This window comes from Cellulomonas carbonis, from assembly GCF_014636275.1.
Classification (GTDB): domain Bacteria; phylum Actinomycetota; class Actinomycetes; order Actinomycetales; family Cellulomonadaceae; genus Actinotalea; species Actinotalea carbonis.
Genome location: NZ_BMEB01000002.1, coordinates 218268 through 232571 on the forward strand (window position 1 = coordinate 218268; position 14304 = coordinate 232571).

Annotated in this window: 13 protein-coding genes and 2 tRNA genes; 13 read left to right on the plus strand and 2 right to left on the minus strand. The window is 72.4% G+C overall.

The annotated features are described in order from the left end of the window. The first annotated feature begins 7 nt into the window (after positions 1–7). The 9 genes from recF (at position 8) to IEV86_RS06320 (ending at position 9560) form a co-directional block, all read left to right on the plus strand. Positions 8–1255 (plus strand): DNA replication/repair protein RecF, encoded by a 1248-nt coding sequence (gene recF, locus IEV86_RS06285; protein ID WP_043602751.1) that lies wholly within the window; start codon positions 8–10, stop codon positions 1253–1255. Continuing rightward, a complete protein-coding gene (locus IEV86_RS06290) occupies positions 1245–1796 on the plus strand; it encodes a DciA family protein (RefSeq protein WP_229734519.1) in 552 nt (183 codons plus the stop codon). The genes recF and IEV86_RS06290 overlap by 11 nt, the downstream gene beginning before the upstream one ends. A gap of 379 nt (positions 1797–2175) precedes the next feature. Next, positions 2176–4170, plus strand: coding sequence for a DNA topoisomerase (ATP-hydrolyzing) subunit B (gene gyrB / locus IEV86_RS06295; RefSeq protein ID WP_229734594.1), 1995 nt, complete (start codon positions 2176–2178; stop codon positions 4168–4170). 53 nt (positions 4171–4223) lie between these two features. Beyond that, on the plus strand, positions 4224–6887 hold the full coding sequence (gene gyrA / locus IEV86_RS06300; RefSeq protein ID WP_043602752.1) for a DNA gyrase subunit A: 2664 nt from the start codon (positions 4224–4226) through the stop codon (positions 6885–6887). Next, entirely contained in the window at positions 6884–7552 is a 669-nt protein-coding gene (locus IEV86_RS06305) for a DUF3566 domain-containing protein (RefSeq protein ID WP_202595130.1), read from the plus strand. The genes gyrA and IEV86_RS06305 overlap by 4 nt, the downstream gene beginning before the upstream one ends. An 88-nt stretch (positions 7553–7640) precedes the next feature. After that, positions 7641–7714, plus strand: a tRNA-Ile gene (locus IEV86_RS06310). 26 nt (positions 7715–7740) lie between these two features. Next, positions 7741–7860, plus strand: a complete 120-nt coding sequence (locus IEV86_RS17855) for a DLW-39 family protein (protein ID WP_229734522.1) — start codon at positions 7741–7743, stop codon at positions 7858–7860. Between the two features lie 38 nt (positions 7861–7898). Beyond that, a tRNA-Ala gene (locus IEV86_RS06315) sits at positions 7899–7971 on the plus strand. A 302-nt stretch (positions 7972–8273) separates the two neighbouring features. Then, the gene (locus tag IEV86_RS06320) at positions 8274–9560 is read left to right on the plus strand and encodes an endo-1,4-beta-xylanase (RefSeq protein WP_052425852.1); all 1287 of its coding nucleotides are present in this window, start codon (positions 8274–8276) and stop codon (positions 9558–9560) included. 52 nt (positions 9561–9612) lie between these two features. On the opposite strand, the gene IEV86_RS06325 is transcribed toward IEV86_RS06320, so the two are convergent. Continuing rightward, complete coding sequence (locus tag IEV86_RS06325) at positions 9613–10638, minus strand: hypothetical protein (RefSeq protein WP_052425845.1); 1026 nt, start codon at positions 10636–10638, stop codon at positions 9613–9615. A 133-nt stretch (positions 10639–10771) separates the two neighbouring features. Here IEV86_RS06325 and IEV86_RS06330 point away from each other — a divergent pair, with 133 nt between their 5' ends. Then, positions 10772–11311, plus strand: a complete 540-nt coding sequence (locus IEV86_RS06330; protein ID WP_043602755.1) for a peptidylprolyl isomerase — start codon at positions 10772–10774, stop codon at positions 11309–11311. Between the two features lie 70 nt (positions 11312–11381). Further along, a complete protein-coding gene (locus tag IEV86_RS06335) occupies positions 11382–12287 on the plus strand; it encodes a rhomboid family intramembrane serine protease (RefSeq protein ID WP_043602756.1) in 906 nt (301 codons plus the stop codon). 146 nt (positions 12288–12433) lie between these two features. On the opposite strand, the gene IEV86_RS06340 is transcribed toward IEV86_RS06335, so the two are convergent. Then, positions 12434–12679, minus strand: coding sequence for a cell division protein CrgA (locus IEV86_RS06340; protein WP_043602758.1), 246 nt, complete (start codon positions 12677–12679; stop codon positions 12434–12436). A 127-nt stretch (positions 12680–12806) separates the two neighbouring features. Between IEV86_RS06340 and IEV86_RS06345 the strand changes: the two genes are divergently transcribed. Both IEV86_RS06345 and IEV86_RS06350 read left to right on the plus strand, forming a co-directional pair. After that, on the plus strand, positions 12807–13556 hold the full coding sequence (locus IEV86_RS06345) for a DUF881 domain-containing protein (RefSeq protein WP_043602760.1): 750 nt from the start codon (positions 12807–12809) through the stop codon (positions 13554–13556). A gap of 58 nt (positions 13557–13614) precedes the next feature. Further along, complete coding sequence (locus tag IEV86_RS06350; protein WP_043602761.1) at positions 13615–14274, plus strand: aminodeoxychorismate/anthranilate synthase component II; 660 nt, start codon at positions 13615–13617, stop codon at positions 14272–14274. Positions 14275–14304: the final 30 nt, after the last annotated feature.

The window sequence follows — 14304 nt, forward strand, 5'->3', positions numbered from 1 at the left end:
GGTCTGAGTGCACGTCAGCCACCTCTCCCTCACCGACTTCCGGTCCTACGAGCAGGTCGACCTCGCGGTCGAGCCCGGGGTCAGCGCCCTCGTGGGTCCCAACGGGCAGGGCAAGACGAACCTCGTCGAGGCCGTCGGGTACGTCGCGACCCTGTCGAGCCACCGCGTCGCGACCGACGCCGCGCTCGTGCGAGCCGGCGCACCGCGGGCGGTCGTCCGGCTGCGCGCCCAGCGCGGCGACCGGTCGAGCCTCGTGGAGCTCGAGATCAACCCGGGCCGCGCCAACCGCGCCCAGGTCAACCGCGCACCCGTCCGCCGCGCGCGCGACGTCCTGGGCATCCTCCGCACGGTCCTCTTCGCGCCCGAGGACCTCGCACTCGTCAAGGGTGACCCCGACCGCCGACGGCGGTTCCTCGACGACCTGGTCGTGCAGCTCCAGCCCCGCATGGCCGCGGTGCACGCCGACCACGACCGGATCCTGCGTCAGCGCGGCGCGCTCCTGAAGTCGGCTGGTGGCGCACGGCGCGGCCGCTCGGGCGGCGACGACGCGCCGGACCTGCGCACGCTCGACGTGTGGGACAGCAAGCTCGCCCAGCTCGGCGCGCAGGTGCTCGCGTCGCGCGTGCGGCTCGTCGACCAGCTCAAGCCCCACGTCGCCGCGGCGTACGAGCAGGTCAGCGAGGGGCAGGGCGCCGCGGTGATCGGCTACCGCTCGTCCCTCGAGGGCACCGCGGCCGACGACGAGGACCGTCCGCGCGCGTCGGGCTCGCCCGTCCGCTCCGACCCCGAGGTCCCGCACCTCGGCGCCTCGACCGAGCTCCTCGAGGCCCAGCTGCTCGAGGCGATGAGCCGGCTGCGCCGTCAGGAGATCGAGCGGGGTGTCAACCTCGTGGGCCCGCACCGGGACGACCTGGTCCTGAGCCTCGGCGGGCTGCCCGCCAAGGGCTTCGCGAGCCACGGCGAGTCGTGGTCGTTCGCGCTCGCGCTGCGGCTCGCCTCGTACGAGCTCCTCACGCACGGCGCCGACGACGGGTCGGGCACCGGCCTGCACGCGTGGGACGAGGGAACCGAACCCGTCCTGGTCCTGGACGACGTCTTCTCCGAGCTCGACGCGCGTCGTCGTCGTCGGCTCGCGGGGCTCGTGTCGCGCGCCGAGCAGGTGCTGGTCACGGCCGCCGTGGCCGAGGACGTCCCCGAGGAGCTCGACGGTGCGCGGTGGGACGTGATGGCGGGTCAGGTCACGCGTGTCCGATGAGGTGCGCGTCCCCCGCGTCGAGCGTCCGGTCGCCGAGCGCCTCGGCCGGACGACGGCGGCCGAGGTGGCCCGTGCGGCGCTGAACCGCGCGCGGGCGGGTGCCGAGGCACGCGGCCTGCGGCCGGGCGCCCCGGTGCGTCGTCGTCGGCAGACCGAGGTGCAGCTGTCGTCGGCGGCGCGCGACGGGCGGGACCCGGCGCTGGTCGGTGACGCCGTCGACCGGCTCGTCGCGCAGCTCGGGTGGCGTGCGGAGCTGTCGGTCGGCGGTCTGATCGGGCGCTGGCGCGAGTTCGTCGGCCCCGACATCGCCGAGCACTGCACGCCCGAGACGTTCGAGGAGGGCCTCCTGGTCGTGCGGACCGACTCCACGAGCTGGGCCAAGCAGGTGCAGTTCCTCGCACCGCAGCTGCTCGCGCGCCTCGAGCAGGAGCTCGGGCCCGACGTCGTGCGCGAGGTGCGCGCCGTCGGACCGGGCGGCCGGCAGTGGGGCAAGGGGCCGCGGCGCGTGCCCGGCCGGGGCCCGCGCGACACGTACGGCTGACGCGAGCGGCGTCAGGCCGTCCAGGAGCCGCTGACGACCGGCCCGCCACCACGGGGTCACGGCCACGCCTCGCCGGGGCGCCACGGTGGCCGGGAGGCGCCCGAGAGGGCGTCCGCAGGGTAGACTGAGCAGGTCCCACCTGGTGCTCGTGGAGGTGCCGGGACCGGTCGTCACCGCCTGGCCCCGCGCCGAGCCGGACGAGCCGCGTCCCGTGCCGTCCGTCGCCAGGGACGCCCGTGTGCGCGGGCGGCCGCCGCCGCGCACGACCCTCGAAGGAGCACCCTGCCCCGTGGCTGACCAGAGCGCGACCAACGGCACCCCGTCCCCGGACGGGAAGAACGGCAGCAGGGGCGACGGCAGCACCTACGACGCAGGCAACATCACCGTCCTCGAGGGGCTCGAGGCGGTCCGCAAGCGTCCCGGCATGTACATCGGCTCGACCGGGCCGCGCGGCCTGCACCACCTCGTCTACGAGGTGGTCGACAACTCCGTCGACGAGGCGCTCGCCGGCTACTGCAGCCAGATCGACGTCGTGCTCCAGGCCGACGGCGGCGTGCGCGTGACCGACGACGGCCGCGGCATCCCGGTCGCGATCCACCCGACCGAGGGCCGGCCGACGGTCGAGGTCGTCATGACGATCCTGCACGCGGGCGGCAAGTTCGGCGGCGGCGGCTACGCGGTCTCGGGCGGCCTGCACGGCGTCGGCATCTCGGTGGTCAACGCGCTCTCGAACCGCGTCATCACGACGGTCAAGCGCGACGGGTACACGTGGCGCCAGGAGTTCGCGGACGGTGGCAAGCCCGTGGGCGAGCTCCAGCGGCTCGACGCCACGGACGAGACGGGCACGACTCAGGTCTTCCACGCCGACCCGACGATCTTCGAGACCGTCGACTACGACTTCGAGACGCTGCGGGCCCGCTTCCAGCAGATGGCGTTCCTCAACAAGGGCCTGCAGATCACGCTCACCGACGAGCGTCCCCAGCACACCGGGACCGAGGACGAGGTCACCGAGCCCGCCGCGGCGAGCCAGGACCACGACGTCGCGGCCGACGGCGCCGCCCCGCTGCACCAGCGGACGGTCACGTACCGGTACGACGGCGGGCTGGTCGACTACGTCAAGCACCTCAACAGCGCCAAGAAGGCCGAGCTCGTCCACCCCGAGGTCATCGACTTCGAGGCGGAGGACACGACCCGCAAGGTGTCCGTCGAGATCGCGATGCAGTGGACCGGGGCCTACTCCGAGTCCGTCCACACGTACGCGAACACCATCTCGACCACCGAGGGCGGGACGCACGAGGAGGGCTTCCGCGCGGCGCTCACGGGTCTCATCAACCGCTACGCGCGCGAGAAGAACATCCTCAAGGAGAAGGAGGAGAACCTCACGGGCGACGACGTCCGCGAGGGGCTCACCGCCGTCATCTCCGTCAAGCTCGGCGAGCCGCAGTTCGAGGGCCAGACCAAGACGAAGCTCGGCAACACCGAGGCGAAGACGTTCGTCCAGAAGGTCGTCAACGAGCAGCTCACCGACTGGCTCGACTCGCACCCGAACGAGGCGCGCGACGTCATCCGCAAGGCGATCCAGGCCTCGGCGGCCCGCATGGCCGCGCGCAAGGCGCGTGAGGCGACCCGGCGCAAGGGCCTGCTGGAGTCGGGCGGCATGCCCGGCAAGCTGCGCGACTGCCAGTCGAACAAGGCCGAGGAGTGCGAGATCTTCATCGTCGAGGGCGACTCGGCGGGCGGCTCGGCGGTGCGCGGCCGCAACCCCCGGACGCAGGCGATCCTCCCGATCCGCGGCAAGATCCTCAACGTCGAGCGCGCCCGCCTCGACCGTGCGCTCGGCAACGCCGAGGTCCAGGCGCTCATCACGGCGTTCGGCACGGGCATCGGCGAGGACTTCGACATCAGCCGGCTCCGGTACCACAAGATCGTCCTCATGGCCGACGCCGACGTCGACGGCCAGCACATCTCGACCCTGCTGCTGACGCTGCTCTTCCGCTACATGCCGGACCTCATCAAGGAGGGGCACGTCTACCTCGCGCAGCCGCCCCTGTACCGGCTCAAGTGGTCGAACTCCCCGCACGACTACGTGTACTCGGACCGCGAGCGCGACGCGATGCTCCAGGAGGGCCTCGCCGCGGGCAAGCGCATCCCCAAGGAGAACGGGATCCAGCGCTACAAGGGTCTCGGCGAGATGGACTACTCGGAGCTGTGGGAGACGACCATGGACCCCGAGCACCGCACGCTGCGCCAGGTGAACCTCGACGACGCGGCCGCGGCCGACGAGATCTTCGCGATCCTCATGGGCGAGGACGTCGAGAGCCGGCGCAGCTTCATCCAGCGCAACGCCAAGGACGTCCGGTTCCTCGACATCTAGTCGAGCAGCACCAGCCCGCGTACCACCCCCGCATGCCCTGAACGAGGAGCACCGTGACCGACCAGACGCCGCCCACCGGTGACGAGGCGACCCCCGAGGAGACGCCCGCCGAGGTGCTGACCGACCGCGTCACCCCGGTCGACCTGCAGCTCGAGATGCAGCGGTCGTACCTCGACTACGCGATGTCGGTCATCGTCGGGCGCGCGCTGCCCGACGTCCGCGACGGTCTCAAGCCCGTCCACCGCCGCGTCCTGTACGCGATGTACGACGGCGGCTACCGGCCCGACCGGCAGTTCTCGAAGTGCTCGCGCGTCGTCGGCGACGTCATGGGCAAGTACCACCCGCACGGCGACACGGCGATCTACGACGCGCTCGTCCGCCTCGTGCAGGACTGGTCGCTGCGGTACCCGCTGGTCTCCGGGCAGGGCAACTTCGGCTCGCCCGGCAACGACCCTGCGGCAGCCCCGCGGTACACCGAGTGCAAGATGGCGCCGCTCGCGATGGAGATGGTGCGCGACATCGAGCGCGAGACCGTCGACTTCCGCGACAACTACGACGGCCGCACGCAGGAGCCGTCGGTCCTCCCGTCGCGCTTCCCGAACCTGCTCGTCAACGGCAGCGCCGGCATCGCGGTCGGCATGGCGACGAACATCCCGCCGCACAACCTGCGCGAGGTCGCCGCGGGTGTGCGGTGGCACCTCGAGCACCCGGAGGCCAGCAAGGAGGAGCTGCTCGAGGCCCTCATCGAGCGGATCCCGGGCCCCGACTTCCCGACCGGGGCGACGATCCTCGGCCGCCGCGGCATCGAGGACGCGTACCGGACGGGGCGCGGCTCGATCACGATGCGCGCCGTCGTCACGGTCGAGGAGATCCAGAACCGCGTCTGCCTCGTCGTCACCGAGCTGCCGTACCAGGTCAACCCCGACAACCTCGCGTCGAAGATCGCCGAGCTCGTCAAGGACGGCCGCGTCCAGGGCATCGCCGACATCCGTGACGAGACCTCGGGCCGCACGGGCCAGCGCCTCGTCGTCGTCCTCAAGCGCGACGCCGTCGCGAAGGTCGTCCTCAACAACCTGTACAAGCACACGCAGCTGCAGGAGACGTTCGGCGCGAACATGCTCGCCCTGGTCGACGACGTGCCGCGCACCCTCAGCATCGACGCGTTCGTGCGCCACTGGGTGACCCACCAGCTCGACGTCATCGTCCGCCGCACGCAGTTCCTGCTGCGCGAGGCCGAGGAGAAGGCCCACATCCTGCGTGGCTACCTCAAGGCGCTCGACGCGCTCGACGAGGTCATCGCGCTCATCCGCCGCTCGCCCGACGTCGACGAGGCGCGCCGCGGGCTCATGGGTCTGCTCGAGGTCGATGAGGTCCAGGCGACCGCGATCCTCAACCTGCAGCTGCGTCGTCTCGCCGCCCTCGAGCGGCAGAAGATCATCGACGACTACGAGCAGCTCATGCGCGAGATCGAGGACTACAAGGACATCCTCGCCAAGCCCGAGCGCCAGCGCCGGATCGTCGGCGACGAGCTCGAGGAGATCGTCGCCAAGTACGGCGACGAGCGCCGCACGACGATCCTGCCCTTCGACGGCGAGGTCTCCATGGAGGACCTCATCCCCGAGGAGGAGGTCGTCGTCACGATCACGCGCGGCGGCTACGCCAAGCGCACGCGCAGCGACCAGTACCGCGTGCAGAAGCGCGGCGGCAAGGGCGTGCGCGGCGCGCAGCTCCGGGCCGACGACGTCGTCGAGCACTTCGGCGTCACGACGACGCACCACTGGCTGCTGTTCTTCACGAACAAGGGCCGCGTGTACCGCGCGAAGGCGTACGAGCTGCCCGAGGGCGGCCGCGACTCCAAGGGTCAGCACGTCGCGAACCTCCTCGCGTTCCAGCCGGGCGAGGAGATCGCGAACGTCATCGACCTGCGCGACTACGCGCAGGCCGAGTACCTCGTGCTCGCGACGCGACGCGGCCTCGTGAAGAAGACGCGCCTGGCGGAGTACGACTCGAACCGCTCGGGCGGTCTCATCGCGATCAACCTCCGCGAGAACGGCGACGGTGCGGACGAGGTCGTCTCGGCCGCGCTCGTCGACGAGGACTCCGAGCTGCTCCTCGTGTCGCGCAAGGGTCAGGCGGTCCGGTTCCGCGCGACGGCCGACGAGCTGCGCCCGATGGGCCGGCCGACGTCGGGCGTGACGGGCATGCGGTTCGACGGCGACGACGAGCTGCTGTCGATGTCGGTCGTCGGCGAGGACTCGTTCCTCATCACCGTGACCGACGGTGGCACCGCCAAGCGCTCGGACATCCACCGGGTCACCACCGCGGGCAACCTCGACTACCGGCGCACGCGGCGCGGCGGCAAGGGCGTGCGAGCGGCGCGGCTCCCCGACGACCGCGGGTCGCTCGTCGGTGCGCTGATGGCGGGCCCGAACGACGAGGTCCTCGTCGTCATGGAACGCGGCAAGGTGGTCCGCTCGCTCGTGAGCCAGCTGCCCGTCCACGGCCGCGACGCGACCGGGGTCATCCTCGCCAAGCCGGACGCGGGCGACCGAATCCTGGCCGTCGCGCGGAACGTCGAGCGCAACCTCGGCGCGGATGCGGCTACCGTTGACGGCGAGGCCGTGGAGACGGCCGCCGACGACGTGCCGCTCACCGAGCCGGTACCCGTCGAGGAGACGACCCAGGCCGACGACCGGCCCACCGAGGGAGACCGATGAGCACCGACGGGACCCAGCCGCCCTCGTTCGCGCCACGGACCGCCCCGGCCCGCGCGTCGGTCCGGACCAAGGAGGACGACGCGCCCGGGACGACGGCCGAGCAGCCGACGGCCGTGGCCGCACGTCCTGCCGGCTCGCCGTCGGCGGAGGGCCCGTCGATGGGTGACCGCCTCAAGCGGGCGGCCCAGGGCGCGGTCGGCACGACGACGGGCCGCTCCGAGGACGCCCCCGCACGGCCCGCTGCGGGAGCACGTCCCGTCCGCGAGTCCACCCGCGTGCACGACGACGAGCAGGAGGTCGCCGGCCCGCGCCGCGTCCGCCTCGCGGTCGCGAAGATCGACCCCTGGTCGGTCATGAAGCTCGCGTTCCTGCTGTCGTTCGCCATCGGCATCATGATCGTCGTCGCGGCGGCCGTCGTGTGGATGACGCTCGACGGTCTCGGGGTCTTCACCTCGGTGAACGACACGATCGCCGAGATCACGGGCTCGCCGGACTTCTTCAACCTGCTCGAGTACGTGTCGTTCAGCCGCATCCTGTCGCTCGCGACGCTCATCGCGATCGTGGACGTCGTGCTGCTCACGGCGCTGTCGACCATCGGTGCGTTCCTGTACAACATCGTCGCGGCGCTCGTGGGTGGCATCCACCTCACGCTCACCGACGACTGACCGCCGGGCCGCCCGCCGGGCGCCGCCGAGTTGGGTCCAGCACCACGGCTGGGGTACTCTCGTGCGGCGCCTGCAGCACGGCGCGCACGGGCCTATAGCTCAGACGGTTAGAGCGCTTCCCTGATAAGGAAGAGGTCAGAGGTTCAAGTCCTCTTAGGCCCACTCCCCACTGCTCCACCGGAGGACGGATGAAGAAGTTCCTCATCGGACTGCTCGCCGTCGGAGCGGGCTACGTCGTCTGGCGCACGTACGCGGAGGACCGCGACGAGCGGGACCTCTGGACCGAGGTCACCGACGACGTCGACTGACAGCCGGCACGCGTGCCGGCCGGGCTGACCGCCCACCAGGGGCCATGGCGCAATTGGTAGCGCACCTGCTTTGCAAGCAGGGGGTTAGGGGTTCGAGTCCCCTTGGCTCCACCCGATCCCCATGCCGCGGCCGCTGAGCCGCCCCCGGCGCCCGTCCGCCGATCGCCGAACGCCCCCCGGTGCGCTGTGCGGAGCGCGTCGATCGTCATTCGACCGTCTGACTCCGCACAGCCACATTCACGGCTGATCCAGCGACGACACCGGGCCCGGATGCCGGAACCGCCCGGCAGCCCCGGCTCGTTGATAACGTTTTCTACGACCGCGACCAGCACCGGCACAGCCGCCGGGGCGCACTCGACGAGGAGCTGCCCGTGTCCTTCCCCGCCCCCCGCACGTACCCCGTCGACCCGGCGATGTCCCACCGTCGCGGCCAGACGACGGTCCGCGTGCTCGACACGTCCGGCAGCCCCCTCGCCGACACCGACGTGGTCGTCGAGCAGCGCAGCCACTCGTTCGCGTTCGGCTGCATCGGCTTCGACTTCATCGGCCTGGCGAACGACGAGACCGGCGGCGGCGACGGGGCGTTCGGCGGCGCGACCGCCGAGCAGGCCGCCGAGCTCACGGACGCGTGGCTCGACGTCTTCAACACCGCGACGCTCCCGTTCTACTGGGCGGGGTTCGAGCCGGAGCGCGGCCGGCCGGACACCGAGCGGCTCCGCCGCGCCGCCGAGTGGTTCGCGGCACGTGGCGTCACGGTCAAGGGCCACCCGCTCGTGTGGCACACGCTCGCGCCGCACTGGCTGCTGGACCTCGACACCGCCGAGGTCGAGCGCGTCCAGCGCGACCGCATCCGGCGCGACGTCAGCGGGTTCGCGGGGCTCGTCGACACGTGGGACGCGATCAACGAGGTCGTGATCATGCCGGTCTTCGACAAGGAGGAGAACGGCATCACGCGCCTGTGCCGCGAGCGGGGCCGGATCGCGACGATCCGGATGGCGTTCGAGGAGGCGCGTGCGGCCAACCCGTCCGCGACCCTCGTCCTCAACGACTTCGACATGTCGACCGCCTACGAGTGCCTCATCGAGGGTGTCCTCGAGGCGGGCATCGAGGTCGACGCGATCGGCCTGCAGAGCCACATGCACCAGGGCTACTGGGGCGAGGAGAAGACGCTGCGGATCCTCGAGCGGTTCGCGCGGTACGGCCTGCCGCTGCACCTCACCGAGAGCACGCTCCTCTCGGGCGAGCTCATGCCGCCGGAGATCGTCGACCTCAACGACTACCAGGTGCCGTCCTGGCCCTCGACGCCCGAGGGCGAGGCGCGGCAGGCCGACGAGGTCGTGCGTCACTACCGGACCCTGCTCTCGCACCCCTCGGTCGCGACGGTCAACTACTGGGGACTGACCGACGCCGGTGCGTGGCTCGGCGCACCCGTCGGGCTCGTCCGCGCGGACGGGACGCGCAAGCCGGCGTTCGACGCGCTCCGCGGGCTGGTCAAGGACGAGTGGTGGGTCGCGCCGACGACGACGCGCACCGACGCCGACGGCCTCCTGACGATCGAGGGCTGGGGTGGGACGTACGGGATCGGGCCGGCCGGCGGGACCGGCTCGACCGCGACGGTCACCGTCGAGCCGTCGGGTGCCCACGCCCTGGGGTCGACGCCCGCGACCAACTCGCGCACGGTCGACGTCACCCTGCCCTGAGACGCACGGAGGGCCCGGCACGTCGCGTGCCGGGCCCTCCGTCGTGGTGTCGTCAGACGGTGCGCTCGTCGCCGTCCTCGATGGTGGTCGACCCGGGGCGGTCGTCGTCGTCGAGCGCGGTGCCGGCGAGCTGGTCGTCCAGGCTCGAACCGGAGACCGGCGTGCCCTCGAGCTGTGTGCCCATCGTGTCGGCGACGTCGGCGGGCGTGACGTCCGCGGTGTCGTCGGTGGTCGATGCGGCAGCGGTCGGGAACGCGGACGTGGTGGTCGTGTCGTCGCCCGTCGCACCTGAGGTCCGGCGGCGCGACGTCGTGCGCCGGGTCGCCTCACGGGCCTTCTCCGTGGCCCGCTCGGTCGCCTCACGCGTGCGGGCGACGGCCTCGCCGGCCGCCTCCCCCACGGACTCCGCGGCGTCGCCCAGCTCGTGGCGCACGTCGTCCATCACGCCCTGGAGCTCCTCGCGGGCGTCGGCGGCACGCGAGCGCGACGTCGAGGTCGTGGTCGTGGGCTCCCACGGGTCCTCGGCCCACGGGTCCGTCGTCGACGAGCTGCGGCGCCACGCCTGGTAGGCGGCGCCACCCGCCGCGGCCGCGACGAGGACGAGGAGCACGTTGCGGCCCTTGTGCGACGTCTTGGGCGGGTCGATGTGGCCCAGCTCGGCGAGCTTGGCGGACGTGGCCGCCGCGGCCTTGTCGGCGCCGGTCGCCGTCGCCGCCGCCGCGGCCGTGACCGCGGCCACGACCTTCGGCAGGAGGTCCTCGACGAGCCTGTCGTGCGCCGTGTCGACGACCGGCACGGCCTTGCGCGCGGCCTCCTCGATGTACGGCTCCGCCTTGGAGCGGCCCTCGTGCAGCGCGCGCTCGACCCGCGGACGGGCCCAGTCCACGCCGTGCTCGACGTGCGGCGCCGCCCACCTCCGGGCGAGAGCCGCCTGGACCTTGGCCTGCTCGGCGAGCTGTGCGGCGGTGAGGTTGGCGCGCGCGCTCGCGTCCGCGAGCAGCTCCTGCAGCTCACCTGCCTGCGCCTTCAGACGCTCGGCGTCGACTGTCGTGCGCACGGCCCTGATCCGGTCGAACATCGCGTGACTCCTCTGCGGGCGGACGGTATGGCATGCGTGAACTGCTGACCATGCTGCCACCTGGGCCCTCGCCGCGCGCGACCTCCGTCGATCCGCTCGGCACCCGACGGCGGCCGCGTGCGAGGATTGCGGCATGTTCGCGACCCTCCACACCACCGCCGGTGACATCCGCATCGAGCTCTTCCCGAACCACGCGCCCAAGACGGTCCGCAACTTCGTCGGGCTCGCTCGGGGCGACCAGGCGTGGACCGACCCCCGCACCGGGGCCGAGCGCACCGAGCCCCTCTTCGACGGCACGATCTTCCACCGCGTGATCGCGGGCTTCATGATCCAGGGCGGCGACCCCCTGGGCACGGGGACCGGCGGCCCGGGCTACACGTTCGACGACGAGATCCACCCCGAGCTCACCTTCTCCGAGCCCTACCTCCTCGCCATGGCGAACGCCGGCAAGCGGCGCGACCCGGTGAGCGGGAAGGTCGGCGGCACGAACGGCTCGCAGTTCTTCGTCTCGGTCGCGCCGACGACGTGGCTCAACGGAAAGCACACGATCTTCGGCAAGGTCGCCGACGACGAGAGCCGCGCCGTCGTCGACGCGATCGCCGCGACGCCGACGCGCCCGGGTGACCGCCCGGTGCAGGACATCACCATCACCTCGGTCTCGATCGAGGACTGACCGACCGCGGGCCGACGCCCGCGACGACGGACCGGGCCCCCGCGCCCGGTCCGTCGTCGTCCGGAGGGACATGAGCACACCACCGCCCGGGGTCGATCCGGGACCGGCCCCCGACGCCGTCCCCGTGTGCCCACGGCACCCCGACCGCGTCTCCTACGTGCGCTGCCAGCGCTGCGGCCGGCCCGCGTGCCCCGAGTGCCAGCGCCAGGCCGCGGTCGGCGTGCACTGCGTCGACTGCGTGCGCGCGTCGTCGCGGACCGCGCCCGTCGCGCGCACGGCGTTCGGCGCACCGCTGCGCGGCGGCCCGCCGGTCGTCACGATGACGCTCGTCGGTCTGAGCGTCGCGAGCTTCCTCCTCCAGCTGCTGCTCGGACGTGGGGGCGACAACCCCTGGACGCAGTCCCTGCTGTTCGTGCCGGCGTGGGGTGCGGCGGAGCCGTGGCGCTTCCTCACCGCGGCGTTCCTGCACAGCACCGGCCGTGGGCTGCTGCTGCACATCGGGTTCAACATGTACGCGCTGTGGATCTTCGGCCCCGGACTCGAGCAGATGCTCGGCCGGTGGCGCTTCCTCGCGCTCTACCTCGTGGCCGCGGTCGGCGGCAGTGTCGCGTTCACGTTGCTCGCGACCCCCGGCATCGGAACGTCGTGGACCGCGGGTGTGGTCGGCGCGTCGGGTGCGGTGTTCGGGCTGTTCGGCGCGATGTTCGTGCTGCTGCGGCGGCTCGGCCGGGACGTGCGGGGCATGGTCGCCCTGCTGCTGGTCAACGCCGCGCTGCCGTTCGTCGTCGGTGGCATCGCGTGGGAGGCGCACCTCGGCGGGTTCGTCGTCGGGCTGGGCCTGGGGGCCGCGTTCGCGTACGCACCGAAGGAGCGGCGCGCCCAGCTCGGGGTGGTCGCGGTGGCCGGGACGCTCGCCGTGCTGGTCGCGGCGGTGGCGGTCCGCTACGCCACGGTGAACCCGCTGCTCCTGCTCTGACGGGCCGTCCCCAGGCTTGTTCACACCTGTGGAATTACATCCATGTGATTATCCACAGGGTTGTGCACCGCTGGGGACGGTCAGGCTGTGGCAGTCACCGCGCCTGTGGACAGTGCGCGCGGACCGGTGGATGTGACCAGGCGCCGTCAGCGCCAGCGCAGCGTGAGGCCGAACCCGGCGAAGAGGATCACGAAGCCGATCAGGAGGTTCCAGTTGTCGAGCCCGGGGATCGGGTACCGGCCGGTGACGTAGTACGTCACGATCCAGGCGAGGCCCAGGATCATGAGCCCGAGCATCGTCGGGACGAGCCACGCGGGGTTGCCCTTGTCGATCTTCGCCACGGCGGGCTGGGCGGTGGGCGCGGACTTCTTGCGCGACCTCGACAGGGGCACAGCGTCTCCTCGGTGGTCCTGGTCGGACGCCCGCGTCGTCCTCGTGGACGCCCCCGGGAGGCCAGGGGGACGGACGTTCGTCGTCTAGCGTAGTGCGCGAGTGCGCCGATCCGACGGAAGGGGACCCGTGCCGGACCACGTCGCGAGCCGCAGGACGCGCGGCGCACGGGGTGGGAGCGCCGTCGCGGTGGCCCTCGTCCTCGTGCTCGCCGGTTTCCTCTTCGCCGCCAACGCGCGCATGGCGGGTGTGACGGACACGCGCCACGCGCAGGACCTGCCGAGCCTGGTCCAGGTCGAGTCCCAGCGCACCGAGCAGCTCGCGTCCGAGGTGGAGGCGCTCCGCGCCGAGATCGACGCACTCACCGACGAGCTCACCGCGGACGAGCCCGACACGACGCCCGAGTCCGAGCTCGTGCGCCTCGCGGCCGGTCGGGTCCCCGTCGTCGGCCCCGGGCTGACGGTCTCCCTCTCGGACGCACCGGCCAACGCCCCGCGGCCCGACTGGGTCGTGAGCGACCAGCTCGTCGTGCACCAGCAGGACCTCCAGGCCGTGATCAACGCGCTGTGGGCCGGCGGCGCCGAGGCGATGACCCTGCAGGGCGAGCGCGTCATCTCCACGTCGGCGTTCCGCTGCGTCGGGAACGTGCTCCTGCTGCACGGTCGCACGTACTCGCCGCCCTACGTCGTGCAGGCGATCGGCGACCCGGAGGAGCTCGAGCGCGCGCTCCTGCGGTCCGAGGGCGTCCGGACGTACCTCACCTACGTCGACGCGCTCGACCTCGGGTGGTCGCTCGACGTCGAGGACGAGGTGGAGCTCGACGCCTACCAGGGGCCGGTCGAGCTCCAGTACGCCACGGTCGACGACGCCGCGGCGTGAGCGGGCGACGTACCCTCGTCCGGTAGCACCGCCGCCGTCACTCCCCCGGAGCCCCGAGATGACCCGCATCCTCGTCGTCGACAACTACGACTCGTTCGTCTACACGATCGTCGGGTACCTCGACCAGCTCGGTGCCGAGACGGTCGTGGTCCGCAACGACGCCGTCCCGCCGCTCGAGGAGCGGGCCGGGTACGACGGCGTGCTCATCTCCCCCGGCCCCGGCACGCCGCGGGCCGCAGGCCAGAGCATGGACGTCATCCGGGACTGCGCCACGACGGCGACGCCGATGCTCGGCGTGTGCCTCGGTCACCAGGCCCTCGGTGAGGTGTTCGGGGCGACCGTCACGCACGCTCCCGAGCTGATGCACGGCAAGACGAGCCAGGTGCGGCACGAGGGACGCGGCGTCCTCGCCGGGCTGGCCGTCCCGTTCACCGCGACGCGGTACCACTCGCTCGCCGTCGTCGACGGGACGGTGCCGGACGAGCTCGAGGTCACCGCGCGCACCGCGACCCCCGAGGGCGCGGGCGTGATCATGGGCCTTCAGCACCGCGAGCTGCCCCTGCACGGCGTGCAGTTCCACCCTGAGTCGGTCCTCACCGAGGGCGGCCACCGCCTGCTCGCGAACTGGCTCGAGGTGTGCGGCCTCGACGGCGCGGTCGAGGCCTCCGCCGGCATGGCGCCGCTCGTGCGCGAAGGGGCTGCCACGCCCGTGAGGTGACGCCCCACGGCGCCGGCCGCACACCGCACC